Consider the following 25,412-nt stretch of genomic DNA (forward strand, 5'->3'; position numbering starts at 1 on the left):
ACCCCGGCCGCGGAGTCAGGCTTGCCGCGTTCAAAGGCAGGAGGCAACTTGTTGACGGATAGGGGCTGACGCGGTTCTCCAGACACGTCGCCTCGCGAACAAGCGCGGCCCTACAAACAATAGCCATGAAAAAGCCGACACGAAGTCGGCTTTTTTGTGGGCGATGGATACTAGATCGTTAGCGTCCAGTCGTAATCCACTACCAGCGGTGCGTGCTGCGAGAAGCGCGGCTGACGCGGCAGGCGTGCGCTACGCACGAAGCGTCGCAGGCCTGGTGTCAGCAACTGATAGTCGAAGCGCCAGCCGAGATTGAGCATCTCCGCCTGCTCGCTATCCGGCCACCAGCTGTACTGATCACCTTCACGGCTGACTTCACGCAGGGCATCAACATAACCCATGGTGCCGACAATCTCGTCCAGCCAGGCACGCTCAGGCGCGAGGAAGCCAGGAGATTGCTGGCTGTCACGCCAGTTCTTGATGTCGAGCTTCTGCTGCGCCACGTACAACGAGCCGCAATAAATGTACTCACGACGCTTGCGCCGTTGTTTGTCCAGGTATTTGCCAAAATCATCCATGAGCTTGAATTTCTGATTCAAGTCTTCGTCGCCGTTCATTCCCGAAGGAAGCAGCAAAGTGGCAATACTGACTTTGTCGAAATCTGCTTGCAGGTAACGCCCGTAGCGGTCGGCTGTTTCAAAGCCAAGGCCGCTGATTACCGCCTTCGGTTGCAGCCGCGAGTAAAGCGCCACGCCACCTTGGGCCGGAACTTCAGCTTCGCACGCGTAAAGGAAATAGCCATCCAGCTGATAGGCTGGGTCGTCCAGTTCGAAGGCGGATGCGCGGGTGTCCTGAAGGCAGATGACGTCGGCATTCTGAGCCTGCAGCCAACTGAGCAAACCGCGCTCGACTGCCGCCTGAATGCCATTTACGTTCACACTGATGATCCGCATAAATGGCCCCAAAAATCACGTGCGTGTATGATACCCGAGCTCTACCTAATTAGCTAAATCCGTGGTATTCGGGGCTTTTTTCATGCAGGCGTATCAACGCGATTTCATCCGTTTTGCCATCGACCGTGGGGTTTTGCGGTTCGGTGAGTTCACTCTCAAGTCCGGACGCACCAGCCCGTACTTCTTCAATGCCGGCCTGTTCAACAGCGGTTCGGCCCTTGCGCAGCTGGGTCGTTTCTACGCCGCAGCGGTGGTCGAGAGCGGTATTTCCTTCGACGTACTGTTCGGCCCAGCCTACAAGGGGATTCCTCTGGCGGCCTCAACAGCCGTGGCGTTGGCCGAACACCACGGGCGCGATTTGCCCTGGTGCTTCAACCGCAAGGAAGCCAAGGCACACGGAGAAGGCGGAAGTCTGGTTGGCGCACCGCTAACCGGTAATGTGCTGATCATCGACGACGTGATCACCGCTGGCACCGCAATTCGCGAAGTCATGCAGATCATCAAGGGCCAGGAAGCGACTGCGGCGGGCGTGCTGATTGCACTTAACCGTCAGGAGCGCGGCAACGGCGAGCTTTCGGCCATTCAGGAAGTGGAACGCGACTTCGGAATCCCGGTGGTCAGCATTGTATCGCTCAACCAGGTGCTGGAGTTCCTTGCCGACGATCCTCAACTCAAGCAGCATCTGCCTGCTGTTGAGGCTTATCGGGCGCAGTTCGGGATCTAGGAGCGTCATGTCCGTCGCCATTCGGATTGAGACATCAAGGATGTTTGAATGACTAAGCCACGCTTGGTTTGCTTGCTGCTGTCTCTTGTTATCAGTCCGTTTGCAGCGACACAGGCTGCCGACACCCCTCAGCCGTCACTCTATCGCTATGTTGATAGCCGCGGCGTGACCGTGCTGGATCGTCAGGGTGTACCGCCTGAGTACGTTGCCAAGGGCTATGAAGTGCTCAATGCCCAAGGCCGCGTTGTTCAAGTGGTGCCACCCGCGCCAACCGCCGATGAGATCCATCGGGCCCAGGCCCAGAAGGCCCAGGCGAGTGCAGACGCGCAGTTGCTCAACCTCTACAGCAATGTCGAGGACGTCGATCGCGCCAAGGCCCGCAAGCTTTCCGAACTGGATGCATTGATTGCCCTGGCGCAAGGCAACCTCAAAGGCCTGGACACCCAGCAGGCGTCGTTACAGGGGCAAGCAGCGGACCTGGAGCGGGCCGGTAAACCGGTGCCTCAATCACTGATTGACCAGTTGAGTGATCTTCGCGACCAGCAACACGACCTCGGCCTGAACATAAAGCGCTATCAGCAAGCTCGCGCTGACGCCGAGGCGGCGTTCAATCAGGATAAAGCCCGTATTCAGCGGCTGACGGCTCAATAAGCTGCGCCTCAAGCTGAATCATCTGCACCCTCAGCAGGCGCTGCGCGTAGCAATTCCGCCGCCAGCGCCGGACCGTATGAGTACCCGGAAGCGGTGTTGACGAGATAAGTCCTCACGGAGCCATCAACCGTCGGAAAGTCTCGAACTGGCACATCAGCAACACCGTTGATCATCGTAGCCAACCTGTCGCCAATCGCTATCGGACGCCATTTATCCGGGCTTGCGGCAGACTCCAGACCATTGATATAGGCAAACTCGCCAGGCTTGCCCAGTGTTTGACCGACGGCTTCGTGCAATTTATATGTAGATTTGAGGAGTAGTGCGGCCATTCCGCTGAAGGGTCCCACTCGATAGAACAACCCGTCGAATGGGTTCAACCCGCGTAAGTAAGAGGCACTCGCGTCGGAAACAAAGTTGCCGGTCAACTTTGCCAATGCTGGAAGACGGCGAGCAATGACAGGCGCGCCAGCGTTCAAAGCCAACGACACAAAGCCTTTGGCAAATTTAAAGGCAGGTGATGCCAGGATCAAACCGACATCGATCGCACAACTAATGGCTGGCGCCTCGTCATTTTGTACTGCGTTGAAGCAGCTAAGCCCCGGAATAAAGGTCGCCAACATACGCAATACCGGAGGATAGTTCGCACTGACGAATTCAGAGCCCGTCTGACTCCTGTTCTCCTTCAACCAGTTTTCCTGATTGAAAAACAGATGTTCCTTGGCAACGATATGACCTAAACCTTTGAACCGCGGTGATGACAGAGGGCTGGTCAAAGGAACAGCCTCCAGCCTGCCTGGCAGTGCCGTGTAGATCCGCACCGGTAACGCATTAGTCTTGATGTTGGCTCTTGGGGCTTTAAATTTTTCATAGGCCTCCCAATCCAGAGGCAACGGCCCGGCTCGTCGGCGGAGTAGACGGGGCTTTAATATAAGGTTGCCATCCGGTAATTGGGACAGGCTAGGGTTGCGCACCGCGATGCCCAGCAGAGGGAACATTTCATAAGCAAAAGCGTTGTCAGCTTGCCTGCAGACCAGAACAAAACCAGCTCGGCCCCGCGTCAATTGGCGGTCTTGTCGGGTTTCCTCATCAACTCGTTTACCGGTTGGTTGCTCAAGCGCATACGAGTAGACCGTTCCATACTGAATGGCCCGCCTATCGGCATAAGGAATCTCTGCGATCAGCTTTTCTACCATGCAAGAGTAGGCGCTCTGCGCATCGCGAACATATTGCTCAAACGCTTTGCGATACAGGGCATCCACATCAATTCCTTTCAAATGTTCAATCTGCTCGTTATAAAAATTCTCATAAAATTCCTTTTGAGAAACCAGGTGAGATGGAATGACCGGTTCAAATTGATCGGTCCCGTTTTTCATGAACCCCGCAACGAATACATCGAGCAAATAAAACTCGCCTGAGGGGATACGAGGTGAGGGGTTACGAAGTGAATATTCAACTCTCTTCCAGAAAGTCGTCGGCCGCATGGTCAGGTGCAGTAAGGCTTTAGCGTTGAAAGCCCCTAGCACCTCATTGAATTTCTTTAAACCGATGTCCGGCCGGTACGGTGCTTTGCTCAATAGCGTACCAATAGCAGTCACTACCTTATTTTGGTGTGCGTCGAGAGCCTCGATGGCAGTCTGGATTTCAGAGGGGGAGTAGCCTGGCGAAGCCCTGACAGGTAAAACACCATTGACGACGGCCCATTGAAGCGCAGGGGCAATACGCGTCTGAATAATGATGTTTCTCTCGTCACCCGTTGCCGAATGAAACATCTTGAGGGGTAACGCCAGCAACTGCTCGTAGCTCATCGTCGGTGACGAACCTGGAGAAAGGGCTTCCACCAAAGCAACACCATGGGCAAAGTTAACCCACTCCCCATTGCCATAACGAAGAGTGCCAGGCGTTTCCTTTATAACCATCTCGGGAGCAATCGGCGCCAGGATATAGGCAGCCAGGCGCGCCAAATGACTGGAGCGCCCCCCCTGAGCGTTACACGTCTTCTCCTCCAGGAAATCTTCGAACTCCTTCTGAATGTCCGTTAACGGACGCCCCCAATTCTCCGGCTTGCCGAACTCATACCCGGCGATGTACCCGGGCTGGCGATGCTCCGGCGGGTCGAGCTCCAGAATCAGCGCCTTCCATACCAACTGCCTGATAACCATCGGGTCAATAGATTCGTTATCTGCCGCCCCATACCAACCCAACACCGTATTCAGCCGACGGCCTATTGTCTGGCCTTCTGCGCTGCTCAACATATCGTCCAGCAACTGCTTGAGTTGCTCATCAGACATACTCGAAGCATCAACCAGCCGCCGCCAGGACAGTAACTGCAACAGGCTTGTCAGCTCAAATTCGACACCGGCTACGCCATCGTTTTGGGCCTCCAATACAGACAGCGCCTCCAGACGCGTAGCCACACTTTGCTCTTGCACATAAGCACGAACGGTTGTCTGGATCAGCTGCAACTGGACCGGGTTGAGCAATGGTGCCAACGCATTCACGCCATACCCTCGACGGGGCTGGACCTCTTGCGGTGATGGTGTCGGTGGTGGAACAGATGTAATGGACGTGTTCATTGAAGATATTCTCGATATGAGGAAAGTCTCCCGACGTTCTCCAATCGCGAACACAAGTTATGCAGGGCTTATCAACGGGTGTGCAGCGGTATTTCGTCATGTTGAGTCAGGGGTTTCTTTGAGCCTACTAAATGCATCAAACCAAACCAGTCCCCTGAAATGAAACACTGGACCTGTAGGCGCTGCCGAAGGCTGCGAATTGCGGTGGGTTAGGCTGGGCGCAATCGCAGCGCCTACAGTAAATAGTTGCCACAGCAGCCAATTGCACAAAAGCCCGCTAAAAAGCGGGCTTTGTTTTTCTGCTCACTCTCGCTCAGATCAACGAGCAGTCAGCGCCGAGTAGCTGTTCATCAGATTGCGATAGTTCGGAATGCGCTGGGACAGCAGGTTACCCAAACCTTCGATATCGTTGCGCCAGTCGCGTTGCAGCTCACAGGCCACCGAGAACCAGTTCATCATCTGTGCGCCCGCCTGGGTCATGCGGTTCCAGGAAGCCTGCTGTACCGTGGTGTTAAAGGTGCCGGAAGAGTCAGTCACCACGAACACGTCAAACCCTTCAGCCAGTGCCGACAGCGTCGGGAACGCTACGCAAACATCCGTTACCACACCGGCAATGATCAGTTGCTTACGGCCAGTCGCCTTGATCGCTTTGACGAAGTCTTCATTGTCCCAAGCATTGATTTGGCCAGGGCGAGCGATGTACGGCGCGTCCGGGAACATTTCTTTCAGCTCTGGCACCAGCGGGCCATTCGGGCCTTGTTCGAAGCTGGTGGTCAGAATGGTTGGCAGTTCGAAGAACTTCGCCACATCGGCCAGCGCCAACACGTTGTTCTTGAACTCGTTCGGGGTGAAGTCCTGCACCAGCGAGATCAGGCCAGTCTGGTGATCGACCAGCAGAACTACAGCGTCATCTTTGTTCAGACGGTTGTAAGTGGCGTTAGTCATGGTGGAATCCTTTATCGAAGTAGGTAAGTAATTAGTGGCGTCGTTCAACGTGAAGCCAGATTAATGGTCTTCGAATAAAGGATAAATCGGCTGAAAGGCGTTTTACTGTCAACCTGAAAGGGACAATTGTTCCATGCTTAAGCGTTCAACGAATCACCGGCCTGGAAGGAATTGATTACGCGGGCAATAGCCCGGCTGACTGATAGCTTTCGATAAGCGCATCGAACAGCGAGATATCCGAACGACTCCGCGCCAGCAACTGCGCGCCCGATACCGCTGCATAGATAGCGCGTGCCCGCCCTTCAACTTGATCGGCGCTGACCAAACCTGCAGCCATCAAGGCCTTGCTCAGCCAGGCTACATTCACATCGCCATAGGTCTGGACCTCGGTCTTCACCCCTTCCGGCAAATCGTCGTATTCAGCGGCCATGAAACTGCACAGGCACAGGCGGTTATGGTTCGCGAGGGACTGACGAAAGATATCGGGATAGTGACGCAGCGAATCAATCGCGTTCGGTGCCTCGGCCAGCATGTCCTCAAGAGTAGCGGCGGTATCTTCCCAGTAACGCCTGGCAACCGCAGCGCCCAGATCAGCCTTGCTCGGGAAGTGGTAGTAGATGCTCGCACTCTTGATACCCACGACCTGCGCCAGATCACGGAAATTCAAGCCGCTGTAACCATGCGCCTGCGCAGCCTGTTTGGCAGCGGCCAGGATGGCTTCCCGATGGTTTGAGCTCACGTCACTGCCTCACGGTTTCGTTGGCTGGGCATCTTAAGCGACTAAAGGCCTTGACCGAGAAAATATTAGCGCCTAGATTCTACCTACCAACTGATAGGTAGACAGGAATTTCCCATGACTTCCAACGCGTCAACATTCGACCCAAGCGTCCTGCCCATGATGAAAATCTACGACTGGCACACTGGTCCTTACCCGGCCAGAGTGCGTATCGCCCTGGCAGAAAAAAACCTGCAATCGCGCACTCAATTCGAATCGGTGGACCTCTGGAAAGGCGAGCACAAAAAGCCCGATTTCCTCGCAAAGAACTATTCCGGCACCCTGCCCGTGCTCGAACTGCATGACGGCACGCTCATCGCCGAATGCACCGCCATCACCGAGTACCTGGACAACCTGGACGGCAGCCCTACCCTCACCGGTAACACGCCAAAGGAAAAGGGCGTGATCCACATGATGAGCAAGCGGGCCGAGCTGGAGCTGCTGGACGCCATCAGCGTTTACTTCCACCACGCCACACCGGGCCTCGGCCCAGACGTGGAGCTGTATCAGAACGCTGAGTGGGGTTTTCGCCAACGGGACAAAGCGCTTCGTGGCATGCAGTACTTCGATTCGATACTGCAAACACAATCTTACGTCGCCGGCGAAAGCTTCTCGATGGCCGACATCACCGTCATCGGCGGCCTGATCTTTGCAGGGCTGGTGGAGCTGGAAATCCCAGCGAAACACAAAGCGCTTCAGGCTTGGTACGCGAAGGTGCAAGAACGTCCTAGCGTGCAGAACCGGGTGACGATGTCTGAGCCCACAGCAGCAGGTGCGTAACGAAATGACGTTGGACGACATGTAAAAACGCCGCCCTTGAAAGGCGGCGTTTTCGTGGGGAGCATCCGAAGAATACGTATCAGCGAATGCTGCTGATGCTGCCCTTGTTGCCAGTGACTTTCACGTCGACTTTTTTGAAGATGAAGTAGTCCTGAACATTCACTTCATAACGCGGTGCGACGATCAGGTCGGCACCGGAAGATTTGACTGCCTTGTATGCCGCTGCGGCTTTAGTCTGGGAGATCGGATCAGGGATCGGCAGACCTGCCAGAGCACCACCACCGCCACCACCGTAAACAACGCCGTCAGCGAATTGCGTGTCGCCGCCGAAGCTCAGGAAGTTGAACAGGATGTTAGTGGAGGATTCGCCACTGATGGTCTCGCCGACTTTAACATCTGCTTTCAGGTTGCTTTTAACAACGCCTTCCAGCGGCGCGCTTGGCTGACTCATGTTGTAGCTCACGCAGCCGCTGGTGGTTGCAATCAAGGTCGCAACGGCAGCAGACATCCATAGCTTTTTCATTAACTATTTCCCGGTCAAATGTTTAGGAGTTGTAAACAGCGGCCGCACTTTAAGGGAAATAAATGGATAAAAATGTCAGAAAAATCCGTAGGTTATGTAGGTTTCAGGATTGGTTATGAGGGAAATTTCCGCGTACAAAAAAGCGGCTTATATCTCTCAAAATTGCATGTAACCAATTGGGCGCGTACAGAACGCATCGCGTAGTTCCAACGCGCTGATTGTTCTTTTATTGGAGTCCAAAGCTAGCGCATGGCGCAAGGCTGGCCAGAATCGAACAGGTAGATTAGGCGGTGCAGCTATCGACCGCCAAACCTGCTCGTCTCTCGCCTGCAGCGAAGATTTTTGACCATAGGGATGCTTGCCACTGGCAAGCTCATATAGGACGCAGGCCATGGCGTAAACATCTGTGCAGGTTGAAATCACACCATGATTCAGCAGCTCCGGGGCGGCGTAGCTTGGCGTCCAGGCGTCAAAGCGTTCACGACCAAGACGCGGTAAGCCGCTTAACACGCCATCGAACGTGCCCCCCAGTCCAAAATCAATCAGCCGTGGCCCATTATCGGTCAGCATCATGTTCGAGGGTTTCAGGTCGCCGTGCAGTACGCCACTTTCATGACAGTGGGCTAACGCATCAAGCAATGGAACCGCGACGGCCTTTATCTCTGCAGCGTTCAAGCCCGAAGGTTGCTCGCAAAGGAACTTGTCTAAACCGGTGCCTCGCAGCAGGTCCTGAGTGATAAAGGCTCGCCGACACGAAAAATCTACCTCGAAGGCACGCAGACGGATCACGTAGGGATGGCAGAGATGTCGAGTCAGGGCAAACTCGCGGTACAACAAGACACCCGCGTCTGGTACGTCGACGAAGTCCTCGTTCAGGAGTTTTATTGCGATGAAGGGGTCGGGCTCGCCGAACTGTTCGTGTAACAGATCTCGGGCGCGATAGACCACCCCCATCCCGCCTGCACCTATGATCTCCTCCAGTCGATAACGACCACACAGCACATCGGGTAACTGCGTGGTGAACGCTTGCGATGAAGCACCCAGGCGAGGAGAAACGCCAAGCCCACCCGCAAGGGCAAACTGGGTCAATACCCCCGCTTCCTGAGGTTCCAGACGAGCATCGGCGGATCTTGACTCGGCGCTCATGTCCGAACCACTACCGCTGTAAGGTTATCGATGGCAGGCCCTCGCAGAACCTGATCGAACAGAAGATCAACGCTCAGTCTGGGTGAGCGGTTGGTTAAAGCGTCGCCCAACACTTGGTGGTCAATTGCCTGGTACAGGCCATCAGTGCACAGCACAAAAACGTCGCCACACCGCACATCAAGCTCAATTAAATCAAGGCTCAAGCCATCTCCGCCGCCAACGGCTCGGGTGAGCGCATGAGCTCCAGGGTGCTCCGCTGCCTCCCGAGAACACATTTGTTCTTCAGCGATTAATTTTTGAAGCAAGGAATGATCACGCGTCAGTTGGTACAAGCGTTGGTCGCGCCAAAGGTAGCAACGGCTATCGCCTGCCCATACGCAAACGGCGCGCGAACCTTCAATCAACAACGCAACTACCGTGCTGCCAATAACAGGAGCGCAATCGCCAGCGCGGTCAGAGGCGCCCTCACCAAGACGATCATTAACTCCGAGTAAGCACTCACGCACAGCCACAAGCCGATCGTCGAGATCAGTGTATCGAGCGATTGCGGCAATACTGCTTACGATCAATTGGCTCGCAAGATCGCCACATTGATGCCCCCCCATACCGTCGGCGACCACCCAAAGCCCATGCTCGGGACGGTTAAGGTATGCGTCTTCGTTACGCTCTCGCACCTTGCCTCGCTCGGTACGCCCGACACTTGCGCAACTGCGAGCCGAGCGTGTCATAGCTGCCCCGCAAGTCGAAAACGTCGAATCGCATTCATATCGAACGGGTTTGGCGAGCGTTGGCTGGACAGTAGATAATTAACCCGTAGGCCGCCTACATTGCCCTTCAACACCATCACGTCGCGACCTCGCAGATATTCGGTTTGCATCAAATCGAACAGACGAAACAGCGACCATGGTCCTGTATTTTCCTCCAGCCCCACGGCTCGACCCGCGATCTTCTCCAGCACGAGACTGGTGCGCCCATCATCCGCATCCGCAGGCCATCTGAACGAGACCGGCATGATCGGGCCATGACGGTACTCCATCATCTGATCGCCCAGACGAAACTCGGCGCGACTGACGTTTGGATCGAGGGTGTAGGGCTCAAGTTTGAACTGCACTTGAGGCTCGTTGGGATTCTCCGCAAAGAATCCCCGGCGAATCACCTGAACCTGAGACATTTGCTCCAGAAACGCCCTGGACATCGGCAAACTGCGGCCATCAATACTGCGCAGTTTGTAGCTACCCGCATCACCACTGGTGAAAGCCTTTATGTAGCTGTCGAAGAATTTGTCGGCGACCCCTTGTTCCTTGAAGAACTCCCTGAAGTCATTGAGCGCAACATCACTGGTGCTATGAGCGCTGAACGGATAGCGCTTGTCGATGGCCTTCCCATAGAAGCCATACAAGTCGCTCTGATAACGATGATTTAGGAACTGATACGCATCACTCAGGACCAACGACCACGTGTCATCAGCTATTGAGCTGAGCCATCCATTCACCGGCTGCGGCAGGCGGCTTGATGCATTGCGTAACCCGCTCAAAACGTCTCTCTGACCGCTCATTCGAGCCTTGGCCCACTCGTACGCGCTTTGGTCCTGCTGGCTGGAACGAGCAAGTCCCGATAACTGCACCTGCAACTCGTTGAGCAACTGCAAAACCGGCACTAGCTCAGTCGCGGGTCCGTTATTCTCATCCAGCAGGCGATGCAAAGGCTCGAAGCGCAGCTGCAGCGATCTCCTGGCGGTTTCTGGCGCAGCTTTGACGATGGCTTGCCCGGCCTGTTTGGCGACTGCCATGACCCCAGGACCTGACGATCCTTTCTGAGCAGGCGCTATGGACGCTAAAGCATCAGCGCTATCGGCAAGCGTCTGAAAGCGGGTGTTTTCACGAATCTCTGCCAGCAATTGCAGCAACGGTGAGCTGGCCGCCGTCAGGCTGGCCATCTGATTAGCGCCATCAGCAGGATAGACAATGGGCTGTAATCCCACTTGGGCTATCGCCTCACTCCAGTGGTTGGCGTAATCGCGAAAGTACAGCTGCTCCAGCTCGACCATCAAACGACGCAAGTCCTGCTCACTGATCTCGCTTCCTTCACCGAGCACCCAGTTGTCGCGCAAAATGCCACTGACCAGAGCAGGCCCCTTCACGATAAAGTTCTGCTGATAACCTTTCTGCGTATAGAAACCTGGTATCACATAATCGGTGCCGGAAAATGAGCCCCCTTGCGGACCCAGATGCAGATCGAGGCGATAGTCTGGCAGGCTACGCGCCTGATCTCGAAGTGCGCGATAAACCACGTTTGCCAAGGAGTCGCCGCGCAACACCTGTCGCGCCTGGGTTACCAATGCGTCATTGAGCGGATAACTGAAAGGCTGAGCCAGCAAGCGCTGAAGGTGCCCACTCAGAGCATTCTGCGCGACGGTGTTACCGCTATAGCTTACGGACCAATCCGCCGACATCCACTCTTTGAGCCAGCCAGCATCCCGGTGCTCTTTCAAATTAAGCATCAGATACGCTCGCAGGCTGCCCATGAGCTGCTCACGGTCCTGCAGATTTGCCCGGATCTGGTTTTCGAGCCTGCTGGCGACTCGGGGCAAGAGCTGATTTTCCAGCTCGTACACATACGCGGCTTCCAGTACGGGATTGCTTCGATCACCTTGATAAAGGCCGTTGCGCTCCAATAGGGCTACACCTTCTCTGGACGGAAAGACCTGGCTTGCTGCATAGCTGGGGTCGAGAGTTTTCAAGGCTGCTTTTTCATCATCTTCCGAATGCAGACGAGAGCGCGCTTGGGTCAGTTGCGCGGCAAACTCACGGACGCTTTCCAGTCGATCATGATTGGCGGAGAAGCTCGTCGCCCAAGCGAGCGCGAACACACTTAATACCACCAGTGCGCAACCATAAAGCGCGCGGTGCCACCAATGAATACGGCGGGTTTCACGCTTGTCGAGTCCGGCCAGTTCAGCCTCCGGGAATATCACCCGGCTCAATAAATGGTGAATGAAGCGCGCCCCCCCCGAACGAAAGGTGGGCAGAACTTTGCTGGACATGCCGGTTTCAGCGCCAATAGACGCGGTGTCCTTATCCAGAGGTTGTGCAAGATGCGGCGCACTGGTCAGATAAAACCCGCGTAGTTGAACTGGACGCTGGTAACGGGTCCCAGTGAATGCCATGTCAACAAACAGGCAAAGGCGCTCGCCCAGTTTTGCGAGTTGGTTAGGGAAATCCAGAATCAAACCTCGGCGGCCAATATCGCGCTCAACGTGCATGCGAGTAACGACCTGGCTGTTGAGTCGTTGCAGCAAAGCATCAAACTCCTCGCGCAAGACAAGTACGTCAGTGCCGATCTGTCCTTTCTGGAAACTGGTGCCCAAAACCTGCTCGGTTTCCTCACGGGAAAGCTGGTCAAAAAATGCATCGAAGCCAACTACCTGATCAGACTTGGCGAGTACCAGATAAACCGGCACATTGACACGCAGACGTTGATGAATCTCCCTCAGACGGTCACGCACCTGACGCGCCAGACTTTCCAGACCTGCCTCGTCTCCCTCTAGCGTTTTGATATCGATGGTCACCAAAACACCGTTGAGCGGCCGATTACGACGGCGTTTGCGCATATGCCCGAGCAGGGTCGACCAAGCCGCTCTATCGATGTCGTTTTCCTGCGTCAGGTAACGTCCTGCGGTGTCAATCAACACCGCGTTACTCGCGAAGTACCAGTCGCAGAAGCGTGTCCCTTGGGTGTCACGAGTCAGCTTGCGCTCGATCTTGTTGAGTGGGAAATCCAGACCAGAGAAGTCAAGCAAACTGGTCTTGCCGACACTCTTCGGTCCTATGACCAAATACCACGGCAGCTCATTACGCCACCGCTCGCTCCGGCCGCTATAAAGGCTCGAGGTTTTCAGTGTTTGCACTGCGTCAATGAACCGCCCGCGCAGTTCTTTATGCTCCTCGGCTATTTTTTCGGCATGCTCCAGCCGCTGCAGACCGGCGGTGCTTTCCTCCTCCTGTTTCTTGCGAATACCACGGCGCCAACTGACAAGCACCATGAGCAATCCCCACACGAGAAACAAAACGCTGATGCTCAGCAAGCGACTTGCCGCGGTCTCCCAGAATCGAATATCAGAAACGGCCAGCAAAGGTCCGAATAACCAGACCAATAAAGCCATGCACAACACGGCAAGCAGCGACCACAGCCAGGTATTACTTAGCCAGGCAGCCAGTTTTTTCAAAAAATATTTCATTACATGTCTCTACAGCTGCGGGGAAGCCAAGGCTGGCGTGGGGGTTTGATAAGGCTGAAGCACTGCATCTCTCTGCTCACCCAACACCCAGGCGAATCCCGAATAAAGGCCAGTCAGACTGATCAAGATGAAAATGGCCACCAACCACCAAGGCACGACGCGCACCAAACTGCGACGGCCGTCATTGAGGCCTTTCCAGTTCGGAGAAAACTCACGCGACACCTCGCCTCGCAGCTTGCCAATTTGCCGATACAAGCCGTCTCGAATACCTTCCAGCTCAATTGACCCGCGGGGTTTGACTCGATATTTACCCTCGAAACCCAGCGACAGGCAGATGTACATGAGCTCAAGCAATGGCAGGTATTTCTCGGGGCTCTGAACTACACGGTCGAGCAAATGGAAAAACTTTTCTCCGCCAAACGTTTCATTGTGAAACTGGCTGAGCAGGCTCATTTTCGACCATTCACTTTTGTCCCCCCACACCGTGGTGGTCACTGCTTCGTCGACGACCGTACACAACACATAACGAGCGGCCTGGACCTGGCTGGTTTCGGCGCCTTTTTGCACGGCGGTTATATCGAACAAGCGGATGCATTCACACAAACGCTGATTGAGTTCGATCAGATCAACCTTGGCTGGTTTAGTCCTGAATTGAATGACATGGCCCAGGAGATCCGCAGCGGCGCTCACTAAAACATTTAGGCTAACGCTGAATGAATGCGCGGGCTGCATGCGAGCGGCATACACCATGCGGTCTTCCAGATTTTCAAAGCTCGGGGCCGAAGCAAGATCCGTCAATGCTTCTTTGCCCTGGAGGCCTTGGTCATGACTCAGCAGAACAGTTCTTTTGGTACCTGTGTTTTCCATATCGCTCAGCTCCTTATGGCCCAGAAATTCAGCTTCAGGTCGGCGAACTCACCAGAAACATGGAAGGCAAACCCGCCAGAACCTTCCAGCTGAGCCAGCTCTCGGGAGTGCAGCTCCAGGATGAAATACGTTTTGTTGGCGTGGTAAGGGATTTGCCGAGGGGCGACGGGAAGGGGTTTGACCCGAATCCCAGGCAGGTGCAGGTTGACCAGTTGGCGAATGCTTTCCACCGGTGCGATCTTGAGATGCGCAGGCAGTCGCATGCGCAGCTCTTCACTATCGCAAGAGGCGCTGGCTGCCAGAACGAATGTCACCGAACCCAGCATTGAACGATCCGTCAACGCAGCCACGAGAATCCCGTACTGACGCTCCTGCAGTGGCAGCTCTATGGCGTGCTGCTCCAGAACCATCGACAACATTTGGCGAATTGGCGCCATCAGCAAACGCAGGCTTCTGCCCTGCTCGCCATGCTCGTAGAAGGTTTCAAGTTGCGGCCGTTTGAGATCGCTGGCAAAGGTTGCCAACTCCCCCAGCATCTCCAGCAGAACGCTATACAGTTCTTCAGGATGAAGTTGTGGCTGACTGCGCAGGTGCCTTAACACCAGCTCGGTCCGATTGATCAATTGCAGCATCATGAAGTCGCCAACTTCAGCAGCGCCACCTCTGCCACTGGCTTGAATACGGTCGGCGATTTTTTCCCCTCTATGCGTAAGCAGCGCAATCACCTCATTGAGGCAAGACACCAGGTAATCACTGGCATGGGCGTAAAGAACCGTAGGGGAAAAATCACTATTGAGTGTGATACCGCCATTGGTGGTGATGTCCACCAATTCACAAAGCTTGAGCTTCACATAGGGCTGATCTGCCAATTGCTCACCCGTCAGCAATCGAAAGTCTGGCTTGGCGCAACTGACCTTGGCGATCGAATCACTGCCTGCATTGGAGTCAAATATTTCCGTTTCATAAGTTACATAGCGGGCCAGCACATCCATATGATCATCGCGTCTCGCCTCGATGTTACTGCCCGTCAATAAAGGCAACGCCAGGTAAACAGAGACATTGGCGCTGTCAGCCGGGATGTCCAGCATCAACGGCTTTCTGTTTTTACCTAAATCAAAAAAACTCCCGTCCGGCAGTACACCCGAAGCTTGAGTAACCACCAACTTGCTCATTTTGAAGTACTGCGGATCAATCATTAGCTCAAAGAAGCCCCACGCATTGCGCTGGAGCAGTCGTGTCTGAGTCTTGATCCTGTCTTCAAAGTAACGGTCGTTCTGCTGCAGATGCTGGGGCCGAAGCAGCATGCCTTCCTGCCAAATGACCTTATGACTGTTCATTGGCGGTCCGCCTGAATAAATGCGTCACCGCCATCATGAATACCCAAATGATCCAGGGTCAGATGTATACGATTGGCCTCACCTGGCAACAGTTGTATGACATATCGCCATTTTGTTTCCGGCAGATCTCGATAGGCGGCAAGTACGCCTACATAGCGACTGCCCTCCTGAACATGCAGTTTGAGTTGCAACTGCTCACCAGGGCGAAGCTCCAGTTCTTCACCTGCAATCAGGTCAGGGGCTAGAACTACTTTTGGCTGCCCATAGAGACTGAAAAAATCCACCGTATTGAATAGCACGGGATTTTTCAGCTCCAGTAATCGCAAAACGATCGGCGAAGGGCGACCATTGATATCGGGATTAAGTTGCTCGCTGGCCGCGAGCTGCAGCTCAAGCCGGGTTTGGGTCGAGTACGGAGAAAATGCCGTGCAGCCCGCCACCAGCAAAGCAAATGCCAGCGCGGCCAAAGCTCTGATTTTCAACATTTGGGGTTCCTTAGTATTCGGTATGCAAGGTCGCTATCAAGCGCACCTGTTCCTCATAGGCCTGAGCAAAATCGCGCGCCAACAAGCGCTCGCTCCAGTCATCGTCCTGGCACAGCATGTGGTGATAACGCTCAAATGCCTTCCATCGGGCGGCCTTGGTATGAAATAACCGGCCGCGCATGTCGCGTTCGAAACGCAACGCCAGGTGTTGCGGAGCGAAATGATCCAGAGCGCCGTGTAGTGCCTTGCGACTGGCAGCCAGTAGCGCAACCTGATGCGCCTGGATATCGCGAAAAGCGCGAGCGACTGCCTGATCGGCGGGCAGCTGCCCTGCCCTCTGCCTCTTTAGAAGAAGTCCAATGGCTTCGCTGGGGTCTCCTGCGTACTTGAGCGGGTTGTTACCGCCGTGCTGAGCCATGCTCAACGTCAAGCGCAGCTCGTTTTTCAACTCACTACGAGTCCGTAAGGTCTGCTGGAGACCACTGATACTTTGCTTAAGCAGTGCGGCAGAATTGACGGCCAGTGCCTCGCGCTGGCCTTGGTCCAGAGTCGATAAGTCAATGCCAATAGCAGCCCCGAAACGCATCCAGAAATCATCGCTTTGGGATTCCCTCTGAACAGGCTCGATGGTCGTCGCTGGCTGCGGCTCGGGAACCAGCTCGGGGAGCAACAGGTTCTGTCGATCGGCAGATCCGTAGTCGACTCCTTGTTCACTGGCTTGCTGAGGTGCATACGTTGGCAGTAGCTCATCAAAGCCAAGGTCCAGACCGACCTCGTGACCGACCTCCCTAAGCAGATCCAGATTGAGAAATGAATCATCTGGAATAACAGCGCCCTCAATAGAGGTAGATCCCAGATGCCCCACAAACCCTGCAGCGCTTTTGACCAGCCGGGCGCGAATTTCGAATTTGCCCAGACGATAGCAGCTGCCGTGTTCGATAAGGTGCGTTTCCCCTCGACGCAAATATGGGTTCAGACGCTGGCCGCTCTGCAGGATTTGCGTCCCGTTGGTGCTCAGATCAGTCAGAAAAAACTCACCGTCACTGAACGTGATTTTTGCATGCTCACTGGACACGTGGGCCTGATTGTCAACGATGACCCAGTCACAGCTTTCAGCCCGACCAATCAACCCACCCGCTTGCTTGAAGGTCTTGGAAACCTGTTGATCTTGCGCAGGCAGCTCACCACCCGCGAGTTCGAATATCAATTCCATAGGAATCTCCTTACGGTCAGTTGCCGCGATTAACCGCTAGAGGTTCGCCCAAGGGTCGATACTCGTGATCGCTGAATCGATAGTGGCCAGAACAGCCCGATAGACCGAGCGCCAGGAACAGGCACAACGCAATGGCGTGCCGGGGTCGTACAGACATCGAGGTTTTCCCTGATAACGATGTGAAGACAGCCACCGATAAGCGACTGCCGGATAAAAATGGATAGTTTTCAACGCTGCTTCGTGGTTTTTCAGGTGAACTCGCAGACGATACGAGTCCCGTCCAGTGTGGCGTGCACGAGGGATACAGGTTGCTGTTCAGCCATTGCTGTCAGCAGACGATCTGCAATGAGCGGCATGACATGCAGCTCAATGAGGTGGTCAATAAGCCTCGCGCCGCTTTCACCTTGAACGCAGCGATTAGCAAGGTGATCCAGCAATTCGTTACTACTGGTGAACACCAGCCCACGACTGCTCAGGCGCTCGCCGAGCCGCTGCAACTTCAGCTCAACCAACTCACGCATCACGGGACCGCCCACCGGGTAGTAGGGGACTACTCGCATGCGCGCCAACAATGCAGGTTTGAAGTGCTTGCTCAGTACCGGCCGAATAGCCTCTTCCAGTTGCTCGGCACAGGGTCGATCGCCATTCGTACACAAGGCATCAATACGTTCGCTGCCCAGGTTGGAAGTCATCAGAATCAAGGTATTACGGAAGTCGATTTCGCGCCCTTCGCCATCGTTGGCGATACCCTTGTCGAAAATCTGATAGAACAGATTCAATACGTCCGGGTCTGCCTTCTCCACCTCATCAAGTAGCACCACGGAGTAAGGCTTTTGCCTCACCGCTTCCGTGAGCATGCCGCCCTCTCCATATCCGACATATCCGGGAGGCGCGCCGATGAGTCGTGAGACGGTGTGCTTTTCCTGGAACTCGGACATGTTGATGGTGGTTACGAAGCGCTCGCCGCCGTACAGAAGATCGGCCAGCGCCAGACCTGTTTCGGTTTTACCTACGCCACTGGGGCCTACCAGCAAGAACACGCCGACAGGTGCGTCAGGTTTGTTCAGACCCGCAGCTGTAGCGCGCATGGCTCGATCAAGGGCTTGCACGGCTTGTTCCTGCCCGCGAATGCGTTGCCGTAGATCGTCTGCGAAACTCGTGACCTTCGCATTGTGCTCCCGCGCCAGCTGTGTGAGTGGCACTCCTGTCCAGGCACTCACTACCTCGGCGACCAGGCGCGGACATACTTCATGACTGACGAGTCGCTCGACTGACTGCGCCTTGGTCAACGCCTGCTGAGTCTCATGCAACTGCACGTCCAGCTCGTCGAAACTTTGCTTACTGACCGTAGAATCTGTGACCCGCTCGCTGTCATCATCGAGGGTGCAGGCAACCGCGCGCTGCTTGCGAAACTCAAGCAATCGCACCGCAAGCTGCTGCTGTTCATGCCAGCGCTGCTCCAATTCCAACAATTGACTTTGCTTCTGATCAAGACTGACGGCAAGCGCATTTAACGCCTTGATATCAACAGCAAGCCCGGCATCCATATCGCGACTCAAGGCTTTCTGTTCGCGCAGGCCCTCAGCCAACTGGCCGCGTAAACGCTCCAGACTTTCAGGCGCAGCGGCAAGGCTGATACGCACTCGTGCGCACGCGGTGTCCAGCACATCAACGGCTTTGTCCGGAAGTTGACGCCCTGCCAAATAGCGCGCAGACAGCTCCGCCGCAGCAACAACAGCGTCGTCACGCAGGTAGATACCGTGACTCTGCTCGTAGATGGGGGCCAGTCCCCGCAAAATAGTGATCGCTTCGCTAACAGTAGGCTCGTTCAATTTCACGGGCTGAAAGCGACGCGCCAAAGCCGGGTCTTTCTCGAAGTATTTCTTGTATTCCACCCAGGTAGTGGCGGCGATGGTGCGCAATTCTCCCCGGGCAAGCGCCGGCTTGAGAAGGTTGGCAGCATCCGAGCCGCCCGCCTGCCCACCAGCACCTATCAGGGTATGCGCCTCATCAATAAACAATATGACCGGTACGGGCGAACCTTTCACTTCGTCTATGACGCCTTTAAGCCGCCTTTCGAACTCACCCTTAACGCTGGCACCTGCCTGCAGCAAGCCCATGTCCAGTGACAGTAATTCAACACCTTCAAGAGCCTGCGGTACTTCACCGCTAGCAATACGTAATGCCAAACCTTCAACTACAGCTGTTTTGCCGACACCCGCCTCCCCAACGACGATAGGGTTGTTCTTGCGTCGTCGGGCAAGAATGTCGACCATCTGCCTGATCGCGTCATCCCGACACAACACCGGATCAAGCTTTCCGTCTCGTGCCTGCTGCGTGAGGTTGTGGGTAAATCGGTTGAGTAGCGATTCATCTCTAGAAAACTTCGCAGCAGAAATGGAGTCCGTCTTTTCGGACAGCGCAAAATCTCGCAGGCGCTCGCCGTCAAGTCTCCCCAGCAGGGCGTAATAACGACTGCCCGCGTAGCGAATCGGGTTGCGTAGCAAAGCCAGAATCAGTGCAGCCTGATCCACCTGACTTTGCCCGAGCTCGAGAGTCGCGACCAGCAGTGAGTCTTGCAACCACTGCACCAGTTCGAGAGCAAACACAGGATTGCGCGACGCGCTGTCTTCGCACTTTGGCTGCAGCGCAGCCACTAACTCTGCGCCATCAACCTCAGCATCCATAAGCGCGCGACTTAACAGACCGTGCGGTCGCTCGAGCAATGTCAGCAAAAGGTCTTCGACCAGAATTTTGCTGCCGCCTCTGGCTACGCAACGTTCGGCCCCGGCCTCCAGATCGCGCCGCGTATCGGCATCCAATGCCTGAATGAGTTGCTGTAGGTCTACGTTGATCATTGTTTATCAATCCTTACGAGGTTACTGCCCAGAGTTACAACACCGTCGGCATCTTCTCGACCGAGCCAGGTTGTCCAGCCGAGGCGACAATCGCTTTGATCGCCAAGACGCAGGTCACGAATATCTTCTTGGCGTAGTGCCAAGCGAATGTCGTAGCTCAGAGGGTCGCGCAAGCTGAAGCGGACCAAAGCGCCGAGAGGCTGGTAGCCTGTTCCGATGGGCAAAAACTCATGAAAGCGCTGCCAACTCAATTCACGAATGTGAATTCGGAATTTGCCGCTGCGGTCGTTTACTCGCTCACCGAGCACGAGGTCCTGCCCCATCAAACTGTTCACCGCACCCAGTTGATTCAACTGATCTTGCAGAATGTCCACAACTCGCGGCAGGCATTGCTCAATGCCTAATTCAACATGTTTGAAGTAATAACGGAGCACAGCCTCAATCAAGGCTGCAGAGTGAGCCCGCAGACTGAGCAATCCCAAATAAGGTAAAAGGCGTTTCCAATTAATGTCCCGTGCTTCGCGGATGGGGATGCCAGCCAGCCCTATCAACGCAAATAGCCTTTGGGAAAAGGGGTCGACAGCGCCCTTTTGGAAACTGGCCCGGTAGCGATACCGTCGCCAGATTGGCGTTATCAACCGATGCAAACGATGGTTCAAAAGATCGAGGAACATCCGCGTTGGATTATCAGCATCGTTGTCCCCCAGCGACTGCTCTGCGTAGAAAGCGGGTAAAGGGGAAGCGGACCCTGACAACCCCAGCAGGTTTAAACGTATACGCGCACGTAATAACCCGTGCTCATGGAAATACTCCACGCGATCTATATCGCTACCGGGAAAACCCAGACCAGGATTGGCCTGAAACTCGATCTGGTCATATAGCTGATCTTCATTCAGGTGCGGATGCGCTTTTCGCAATACGTCCAAAGTCAGTAACACAGCCTGGAACACCGAATACTCACGTATCGCTTGGCTTAAATCGTTCAAAGCAGGGGCTGCAGACCCATACGCGGTTGCCATGCGTATACCTCCCCGGTGAGAGTTTTGATTCGAAGCTCATGAAACGAATTGAGGCTGGCGTACAACGCAAAAAATTCGTTGAGTACCGAAGCGAAGAGAAACACCTCCCCTTCGCAAACAAATTGCTCGACGTCGACAGTCAGCTCTGTACGCAATCCTCGCAACGGCAGCCCCTTGAACAGGCGATCAACTGGTTCGTGGCGAATGGACTTAAGCCCGGCGAGCATTTTCTGGGTGACATTTGCTGCGTTACGGTCGTAGTACTGCGCAAAGTCATACGTTTCGAGAATGACCTTCAACGCGTCAACATTTTCCAGTGAGAGATAGTTGAGCGACATGTTGCTGATCAATTTCCAGAGGAAATTCTCACTTATCGGTGGTGGATAATGAGCAGTACATGAAGTGATATTTCGAAAGCTGGCGTTACCCGGCGTGAGATCGCGAGCCACACAAATTTCTCCGGTTTTGAGGCGCACCGGTAAATTCTGGTTGGTACATATCAACTCGATAGACAGCGCTTCCTGTTCATCAGAATGACGGAAATCAAAACTTAAGTAGGTATCAAGGCCGCCGTGCAATGGGGAGGTGCGCTGACGGATGCTGTAATGCGGACTTCCCTCAGGTACATCAAAGCTGGGGTCATGTTTAAAGGACTCGAAAGGTACGTAATGACGCTCACCGGCAATGGATTGCAAATGACCAACAACACTTTCCACCGAGTAAACGCCACAGTGTTTACGCTCAGCCGCAGATGGCAGCAGTAAATATTCATCCTGCTTCCCATCAAGTCTGATTGGGAGCGCGTCCTGCGGAAATAAATTGACGATTGGCGTGCAATAGAGACGCACGTTATCCAACGTCGGTTGTGATCGCTGGATAGCATTCTTTTGAATACTGAACCGTAGCTCAAAGCCTTTGGCCTGCTCTATTACGCTGTCTGGCAGAGTAGTCAGAGCATCAAGCCCGCAAATGTCCACAAACAGGAATTTATCCTGAAAGGCGAAGAACTCCTGGAGGTATCGATATCCTCTAAAGGTATTCAACGGATATGGAATCAGCCCTTCGGATTCGGAAAAACCTACAGGTTGAACCGCTAACTTCGACAAGCTGATAGACAGGGCTTTATTGTCGAGACCTCGGAGCGGCTTACCCACTGAGTCCAGAGGGACGACATCGATAGTGGTCAGATTTCTCAGCAGATTGAGGTAGAGAGTCTGGCTAATGTAGCGTTCGCCTGAAAAGTGCAGGCGCAAACGCTCCAGCACCAGATCACCTAGATGACCATCGCCTAAAACCTTTAGCTGAAGGCTTAACAATGCCCCGTCGCCGCTTGCCGTGTAATTCAAGGCAACTAATTCAAGCGGTAAAACGTCAGTGACATAACAGGTTCGGAAGCGGCAAGTGACTCCATCGACGGGCTTACTGTCCACCGGCGTCTCGCGCTCAACACGCATGGCTGGACCGGTTTGCTGCAGTGCGTCGAATTGCAAAATGCTGAACGATGGCAGCGGACGCATGTAGTTGGGCCACAGCAATTGCATGAGAGAGTGGGTCAGCTCAGGCCACTCATCGTCGAGTTTTTGTCGTAAACGACCCGTTAGAAAAGCTACACCCTCCAACAGACGCTCAACATCCGGGTCTCGTCCACTTTGTCCGAGAAAGGGTGCCAATGCGGGATTACGCTCAGCAAAAGTACGACCTAACTGCCGCAAGGCAGTCAGTTCACTCTGGTAATAATCATTAAAAGACATCGTGGTACTTATCCCGGCACCATCAAAAAAGGCGCGCACAAAGCCATCAGCAACAAGTGCCGAGAAAGCGTTTAATCATGTTTCGTAACTTGCCAGCGCCTGGATAGGCTTAGCAGTTCTTGAGGATCGCTATTTGAGCCTTACATAATCAAGACCTGTCCAGATCCATTCAAAGCGGCTGAAAATCTGACGGGTCTCTTGATACCTGCTACCTCCAGCACCCCTTCAATCGCGAAGAACAAGCGAAACGGGTCGCTTTCACGCGGAATAGAAATGACCTTTACGCTATTCAACCGGGGCTCATAGAACGCAATAAAACGCTCTATAGCCTGACGAGCTTGGGTCAATGACTCATGCAGACTCAAGTTCATGTCATTTAAATCTGGAAGGCCGTAGTCAGGCAGCGTTTGCACACTGCCTGCCCGGGTGCTGAGCATTTTCGCAAGATGGGCAGCCACAGAGGCAACGACGCACTCCTCGTGCTCCATGCCGATACGATCCTCGGTATCACCCGCAAGGCGTTCGAAAAGGCTGCCGTATCCAGACATCGCTCGATCACTCTTTATCCAGCTTGCCTACCAGAGACAAGGTGAAATCTGCGCCCATGTATTTGAAGTGAGGGCGTACGTTGAGGCTAACGCGATACCAGCCTGGCTCACCTTCGACATCGCTGACGGCAATTTTGGCAGCACGCAGCGGACGACGACCGCGTACATCGGCGCTTGGGTTTTCCTGATCCGCAATGTATTGGCGAATCCACTTGTTCAACTCTTCCTCAAGGTCTGTGCGCTCTTTCCAGGAACCCAATTGCTCACGCTGCAAAACCTTCAGGTAGTGAGCAAGACGATTAATGATCATCAGATAGGGCAGCTGAGTTCCGAGCTTGTAATTGAACTCAGCGTCTTTGCCTTCCTCACTCATCCCGAATGACTTTGTTTTCTGCGCTGAACTGGCCGAAAAGAATGCCGCGTTGTCACTGCCCTTGCGCATGGTCAGGGCTATGAAGCCCTCTTCTGCCAATTCGTATTCACGACGGTCGGAAACCAGCACCTCAGTAGGAATTTTGGTTTCGATTTCACCCATGCTCTGGAAGTGGTGGAGAGGCAGGTCTTCGACAGCTCCACCGCTCTGTGGCCCGATGATATTCGGGCACCACCGGAACTTGGCGAAGCTATCGGTCAGCCGTGTTCCGAAGGCGTAAGCTGTGTTTCCCCACAGGTAATGCTCGTGACTGCCGGCAACATTTTCCGTGTACACGAAGCTTTTGACCGGATTCTCTTCCGGGTCGTAAGGATTGCGCAGCAAAAAGCGTGGCATGGTTAAACCAAAATACCGCGCATCTTCCTGCTGACGGAAGCTCTGCCATTTAGCGAACTGCGGACCATCAAAGTGATCCTTGAGCTCTTTCATATTGGGCAGCCCGGTGAAGCTTTCCAGACCAAAGAACTTCGGGCCTGCTGCTGCAATGAAGGGGGCATGGGCCATGCAGGCAACACTGGAAACGTACTGCATGGTTTTAACGTCGGGAGAGCTTGGGGAGAAGAAATAATTAGCGATAATCGCCCCAACCGGCTGCCCACCAAATTGCCCGTACTCGGCTGAATACACATGCTTGTAGAGACCCGACTGCATCACCTCAGGCGAATCCTCAAAATCGTCCAGCAGGTCCTGCTTGGAGACGTTAAGTATTTCAACCTTGATGTTCTCGCGGAAGTTGGTCCGGTCGACGAGCAACTGCAGACCACGCCATGATGCCTCCAAGGCCTGAAAGTCAGGGTGATGCAGGATCTCATCCATCTGGCGGCTGAGCTTGCTATCAATCTCTGCGATCATTCGGTCAACCATTGCCTTTTTAACGGGCTCCTGGCTGTTGTGCGGCTTGAGCAGCTCTTCGATGAAAGCGGCAACACCACGCTTCGCGATGCCGTAAGCGTCGTCATCCGGAGTCAGTTTTGTTTCGGCGATGATCTGATCGAGTATGCCGAACTCAGTGGTCTCAGCGTTTTGTTGCTTTATTGCACGGGTACTCATAAGAGTGGCCTCTTTATCGATTACTAACTCAAGCGTCCTTCAGGGCTGGGGCTTCCAGACCTAATTCGCCGAGCACTCGACTACGGGAGTCGTCATCTTCCAGAACGCTTTCAATCGCTTTGCGGAATGCCGGGGCATTGCCCAGCGGCCCCTTCAGGGCCATCAGTGCGTCGCGTAGCTCCATCAGCTTTTTCATTTCCGGTACGTGCTCGACCAGACTCGCTGGGTTGAAATCTTTCATCGAGTTGATACGTAAATCGATGGCCAGCTCCTGCGAGTCGTCCTCATCCTGCAATCGATTTGGCACGCTGAGAGTCAGACCGAGCTTCTGATTGGCCAGCACTTCATCAAAGTTATTTTTGTCGATGTTGATCGGCTTGCGATCCTCGACCTTGCGCTCATCCATTTGCTGGGTGAAGTCGCCCAGCACCATCAACTTCAGTGGCAGTTCAATTTCCTCCTGGGCGCTGCCGGTGGCAGGCTTGAAAGTAATATTGATCCGTTCTTTAGGGGCTACCGAGCCTTCTTTGGCCACAGCTTTTCTCCT

General features: G+C 54.4%; 21 protein-coding genes. 3 read left to right on the plus strand and 18 right to left on the minus strand.

All coding sequences use genetic code 11. From position 1 onward, the window contains the following. Positions 1-170: 170 nt before the first annotated feature. A complete protein-coding gene (locus tag CKW31_RS03200; RefSeq protein ID WP_095093004.1) occupies positions 171-950 on the minus strand; it encodes an exodeoxyribonuclease III in 780 nt (259 codons plus the stop codon). 82 nt (positions 951-1,032) lie between these two features. Here CKW31_RS03200 and pyrE point away from each other — a divergent pair, with 82 nt between their 5' ends. Both pyrE and CKW31_RS03210 read left to right on the plus strand, forming a co-directional pair. Beyond that, entirely contained in the window at positions 1,033-1,674 is a 642-nt protein-coding gene (pyrE, locus tag CKW31_RS03205) for an orotate phosphoribosyltransferase (protein WP_095093005.1), read from the plus strand. A gap of 48 nt (positions 1,675-1,722) precedes the next feature. Next, a complete protein-coding gene (locus tag CKW31_RS03210) occupies positions 1,723-2,325 on the plus strand; it encodes a DUF4124 domain-containing protein (RefSeq protein ID WP_095093006.1) in 603 nt (200 codons plus the stop codon). 8 nt (positions 2,326-2,333) lie between these two features. Here the strand turns inward: CKW31_RS03210 and CKW31_RS03215 are convergent, their stop codons facing one another. The 3 genes from CKW31_RS03215 to CKW31_RS03225 all read right to left on the minus strand — a co-directional run bounded on the left by CKW31_RS03215 (position 2,334) and on the right by CKW31_RS03225 (position 6,582). Next, entirely contained in the window at positions 2,334-4,898 is a 2,565-nt protein-coding gene (locus CKW31_RS03215) for a hypothetical protein (RefSeq protein WP_141230110.1), read from the minus strand. Between the two features lie 318 nt (positions 4,899-5,216). Then, positions 5,217-5,843: an isochorismate family cysteine hydrolase YcaC gene (gene ycaC / locus CKW31_RS03220; protein WP_027901532.1), complete on the minus strand. Its 627-nt coding sequence runs from the start codon at positions 5,841-5,843 to the stop codon at positions 5,217-5,219. A 175-nt stretch (positions 5,844-6,018) separates the two neighbouring features. Continuing rightward, positions 6,019-6,582 (minus strand): TetR/AcrR family transcriptional regulator, encoded by a 564-nt coding sequence (locus tag CKW31_RS03225; RefSeq protein ID WP_095093008.1) that lies wholly within the window; start codon positions 6,580-6,582, stop codon positions 6,019-6,021. Positions 6,583-6,696: 114 nt separating this feature from the next. Between CKW31_RS03225 and CKW31_RS03230 the strand changes: the two genes are divergently transcribed. Next, positions 6,697-7,398 (plus strand): glutathione S-transferase, encoded by a 702-nt coding sequence (locus CKW31_RS03230; RefSeq protein ID WP_176469771.1) that lies wholly within the window; start codon positions 6,697-6,699, stop codon positions 7,396-7,398. 79 nt (positions 7,399-7,477) lie between these two features. Here the strand turns inward: CKW31_RS03230 and CKW31_RS03235 are convergent, their stop codons facing one another. From CKW31_RS03235 to tssB, 14 genes are all read right to left on the minus strand, one after another. Then, the gene (locus tag CKW31_RS03235) at positions 7,478-7,921 is read right to left on the minus strand and encodes a hypothetical protein (protein ID WP_095093009.1); all 444 of its coding nucleotides are present in this window, start codon (positions 7,919-7,921) and stop codon (positions 7,478-7,480) included. Between the two features lie 156 nt (positions 7,922-8,077). Beyond that, complete coding sequence (locus CKW31_RS03240; protein ID WP_095093010.1) at positions 8,078-9,067, minus strand: serine/threonine-protein kinase; 990 nt, start codon at positions 9,065-9,067, stop codon at positions 8,078-8,080. Then, a complete protein-coding gene (locus tag CKW31_RS03245) occupies positions 9,064-9,795 on the minus strand; it encodes a PP2C family serine/threonine-protein phosphatase (protein ID WP_095093011.1) in 732 nt (243 codons plus the stop codon). Before CKW31_RS03245 ends, CKW31_RS03240 begins: the two co-directional genes overlap by 4 nt. Then, positions 9,792-13,304, minus strand: a complete 3,513-nt coding sequence (gene tssM / locus CKW31_RS03250) for a type VI secretion system membrane subunit TssM (protein ID WP_095093012.1) — start codon at positions 13,302-13,304, stop codon at positions 9,792-9,794. Before tssM ends, CKW31_RS03245 begins: the two co-directional genes overlap by 4 nt. Before the next feature lie 9 nt (positions 13,305-13,313). Continuing rightward, positions 13,314-14,171, minus strand: a complete 858-nt coding sequence (gene icmH / locus CKW31_RS03255; protein WP_095093013.1) for a type IVB secretion system protein IcmH/DotU — start codon at positions 14,169-14,171, stop codon at positions 13,314-13,316. Positions 14,172-14,176: 5 nt separating this feature from the next. After that, positions 14,177-15,508 carry a type VI secretion system baseplate subunit TssK gene (tssK, locus tag CKW31_RS03260; protein WP_095093014.1) on the minus strand — a complete coding sequence of 444 codons (1,332 nt, stop codon included), beginning with the start codon at positions 15,506-15,508 and terminating at the stop codon, positions 14,177-14,179. Then, on the minus strand, positions 15,505-15,993 hold the full coding sequence (gene tssJ, locus CKW31_RS03265; protein ID WP_095093015.1) for a type VI secretion system lipoprotein TssJ: 489 nt from the start codon (positions 15,991-15,993) through the stop codon (positions 15,505-15,507). The genes tssK and tssJ overlap by 4 nt, the downstream gene beginning before the upstream one ends. A gap of 10 nt (positions 15,994-16,003) precedes the next feature. Beyond that, positions 16,004-17,206 carry a type VI secretion system-associated FHA domain protein TagH gene (gene tagH / locus CKW31_RS03270; protein WP_095093016.1) on the minus strand — a complete coding sequence of 401 codons (1,203 nt, stop codon included), beginning with the start codon at positions 17,204-17,206 and terminating at the stop codon, positions 16,004-16,006. Between the two features lie 248 nt (positions 17,207-17,454). Continuing rightward, entirely contained in the window at positions 17,455-20,064 is a 2,610-nt protein-coding gene (gene tssH / locus CKW31_RS03280) for a type VI secretion system ATPase TssH (RefSeq protein ID WP_095093018.1), read from the minus strand. Continuing rightward, the gene (gene tssG, locus CKW31_RS03285) at positions 20,061-21,083 is read right to left on the minus strand and encodes a type VI secretion system baseplate subunit TssG (RefSeq protein WP_095093019.1); all 1,023 of its coding nucleotides are present in this window, start codon (positions 21,081-21,083) and stop codon (positions 20,061-20,063) included. The genes tssH and tssG overlap by 4 nt, the downstream gene beginning before the upstream one ends. Further along, on the minus strand, positions 21,047-22,834 hold the full coding sequence (gene tssF / locus CKW31_RS03290) for a type VI secretion system baseplate subunit TssF (protein ID WP_095093020.1): 1,788 nt from the start codon (positions 22,832-22,834) through the stop codon (positions 21,047-21,049). The genes tssG and tssF overlap by 37 nt, the downstream gene beginning before the upstream one ends. A 140-nt stretch (positions 22,835-22,974) precedes the next feature. Then, entirely contained in the window at positions 22,975-23,382 is a 408-nt protein-coding gene (gene tssE / locus CKW31_RS03295) for a type VI secretion system baseplate subunit TssE (RefSeq protein ID WP_095093021.1), read from the minus strand. Between the two features lie 7 nt (positions 23,383-23,389). Then, complete coding sequence (gene tssC, locus CKW31_RS03300) at positions 23,390-24,865, minus strand: type VI secretion system contractile sheath large subunit (protein WP_095093022.1); 1,476 nt, start codon at positions 24,863-24,865, stop codon at positions 23,390-23,392. Positions 24,866-24,893: 28 nt separating this feature from the next. After that, positions 24,894-25,400: a type VI secretion system contractile sheath small subunit gene (gene tssB / locus CKW31_RS03305; RefSeq protein WP_095093023.1), complete on the minus strand. Its 507-nt coding sequence runs from the start codon at positions 25,398-25,400 to the stop codon at positions 24,894-24,896. Positions 25,401-25,412: the final 12 nt, after the last annotated feature.

The sequence above is a fragment of the Pseudomonas sp. Irchel 3A5 genome (assembly GCF_900187575.1).
GTDB classification, from domain to species: domain Bacteria; phylum Pseudomonadota; class Gammaproteobacteria; order Pseudomonadales; family Pseudomonadaceae; genus Aquipseudomonas; species Aquipseudomonas folii.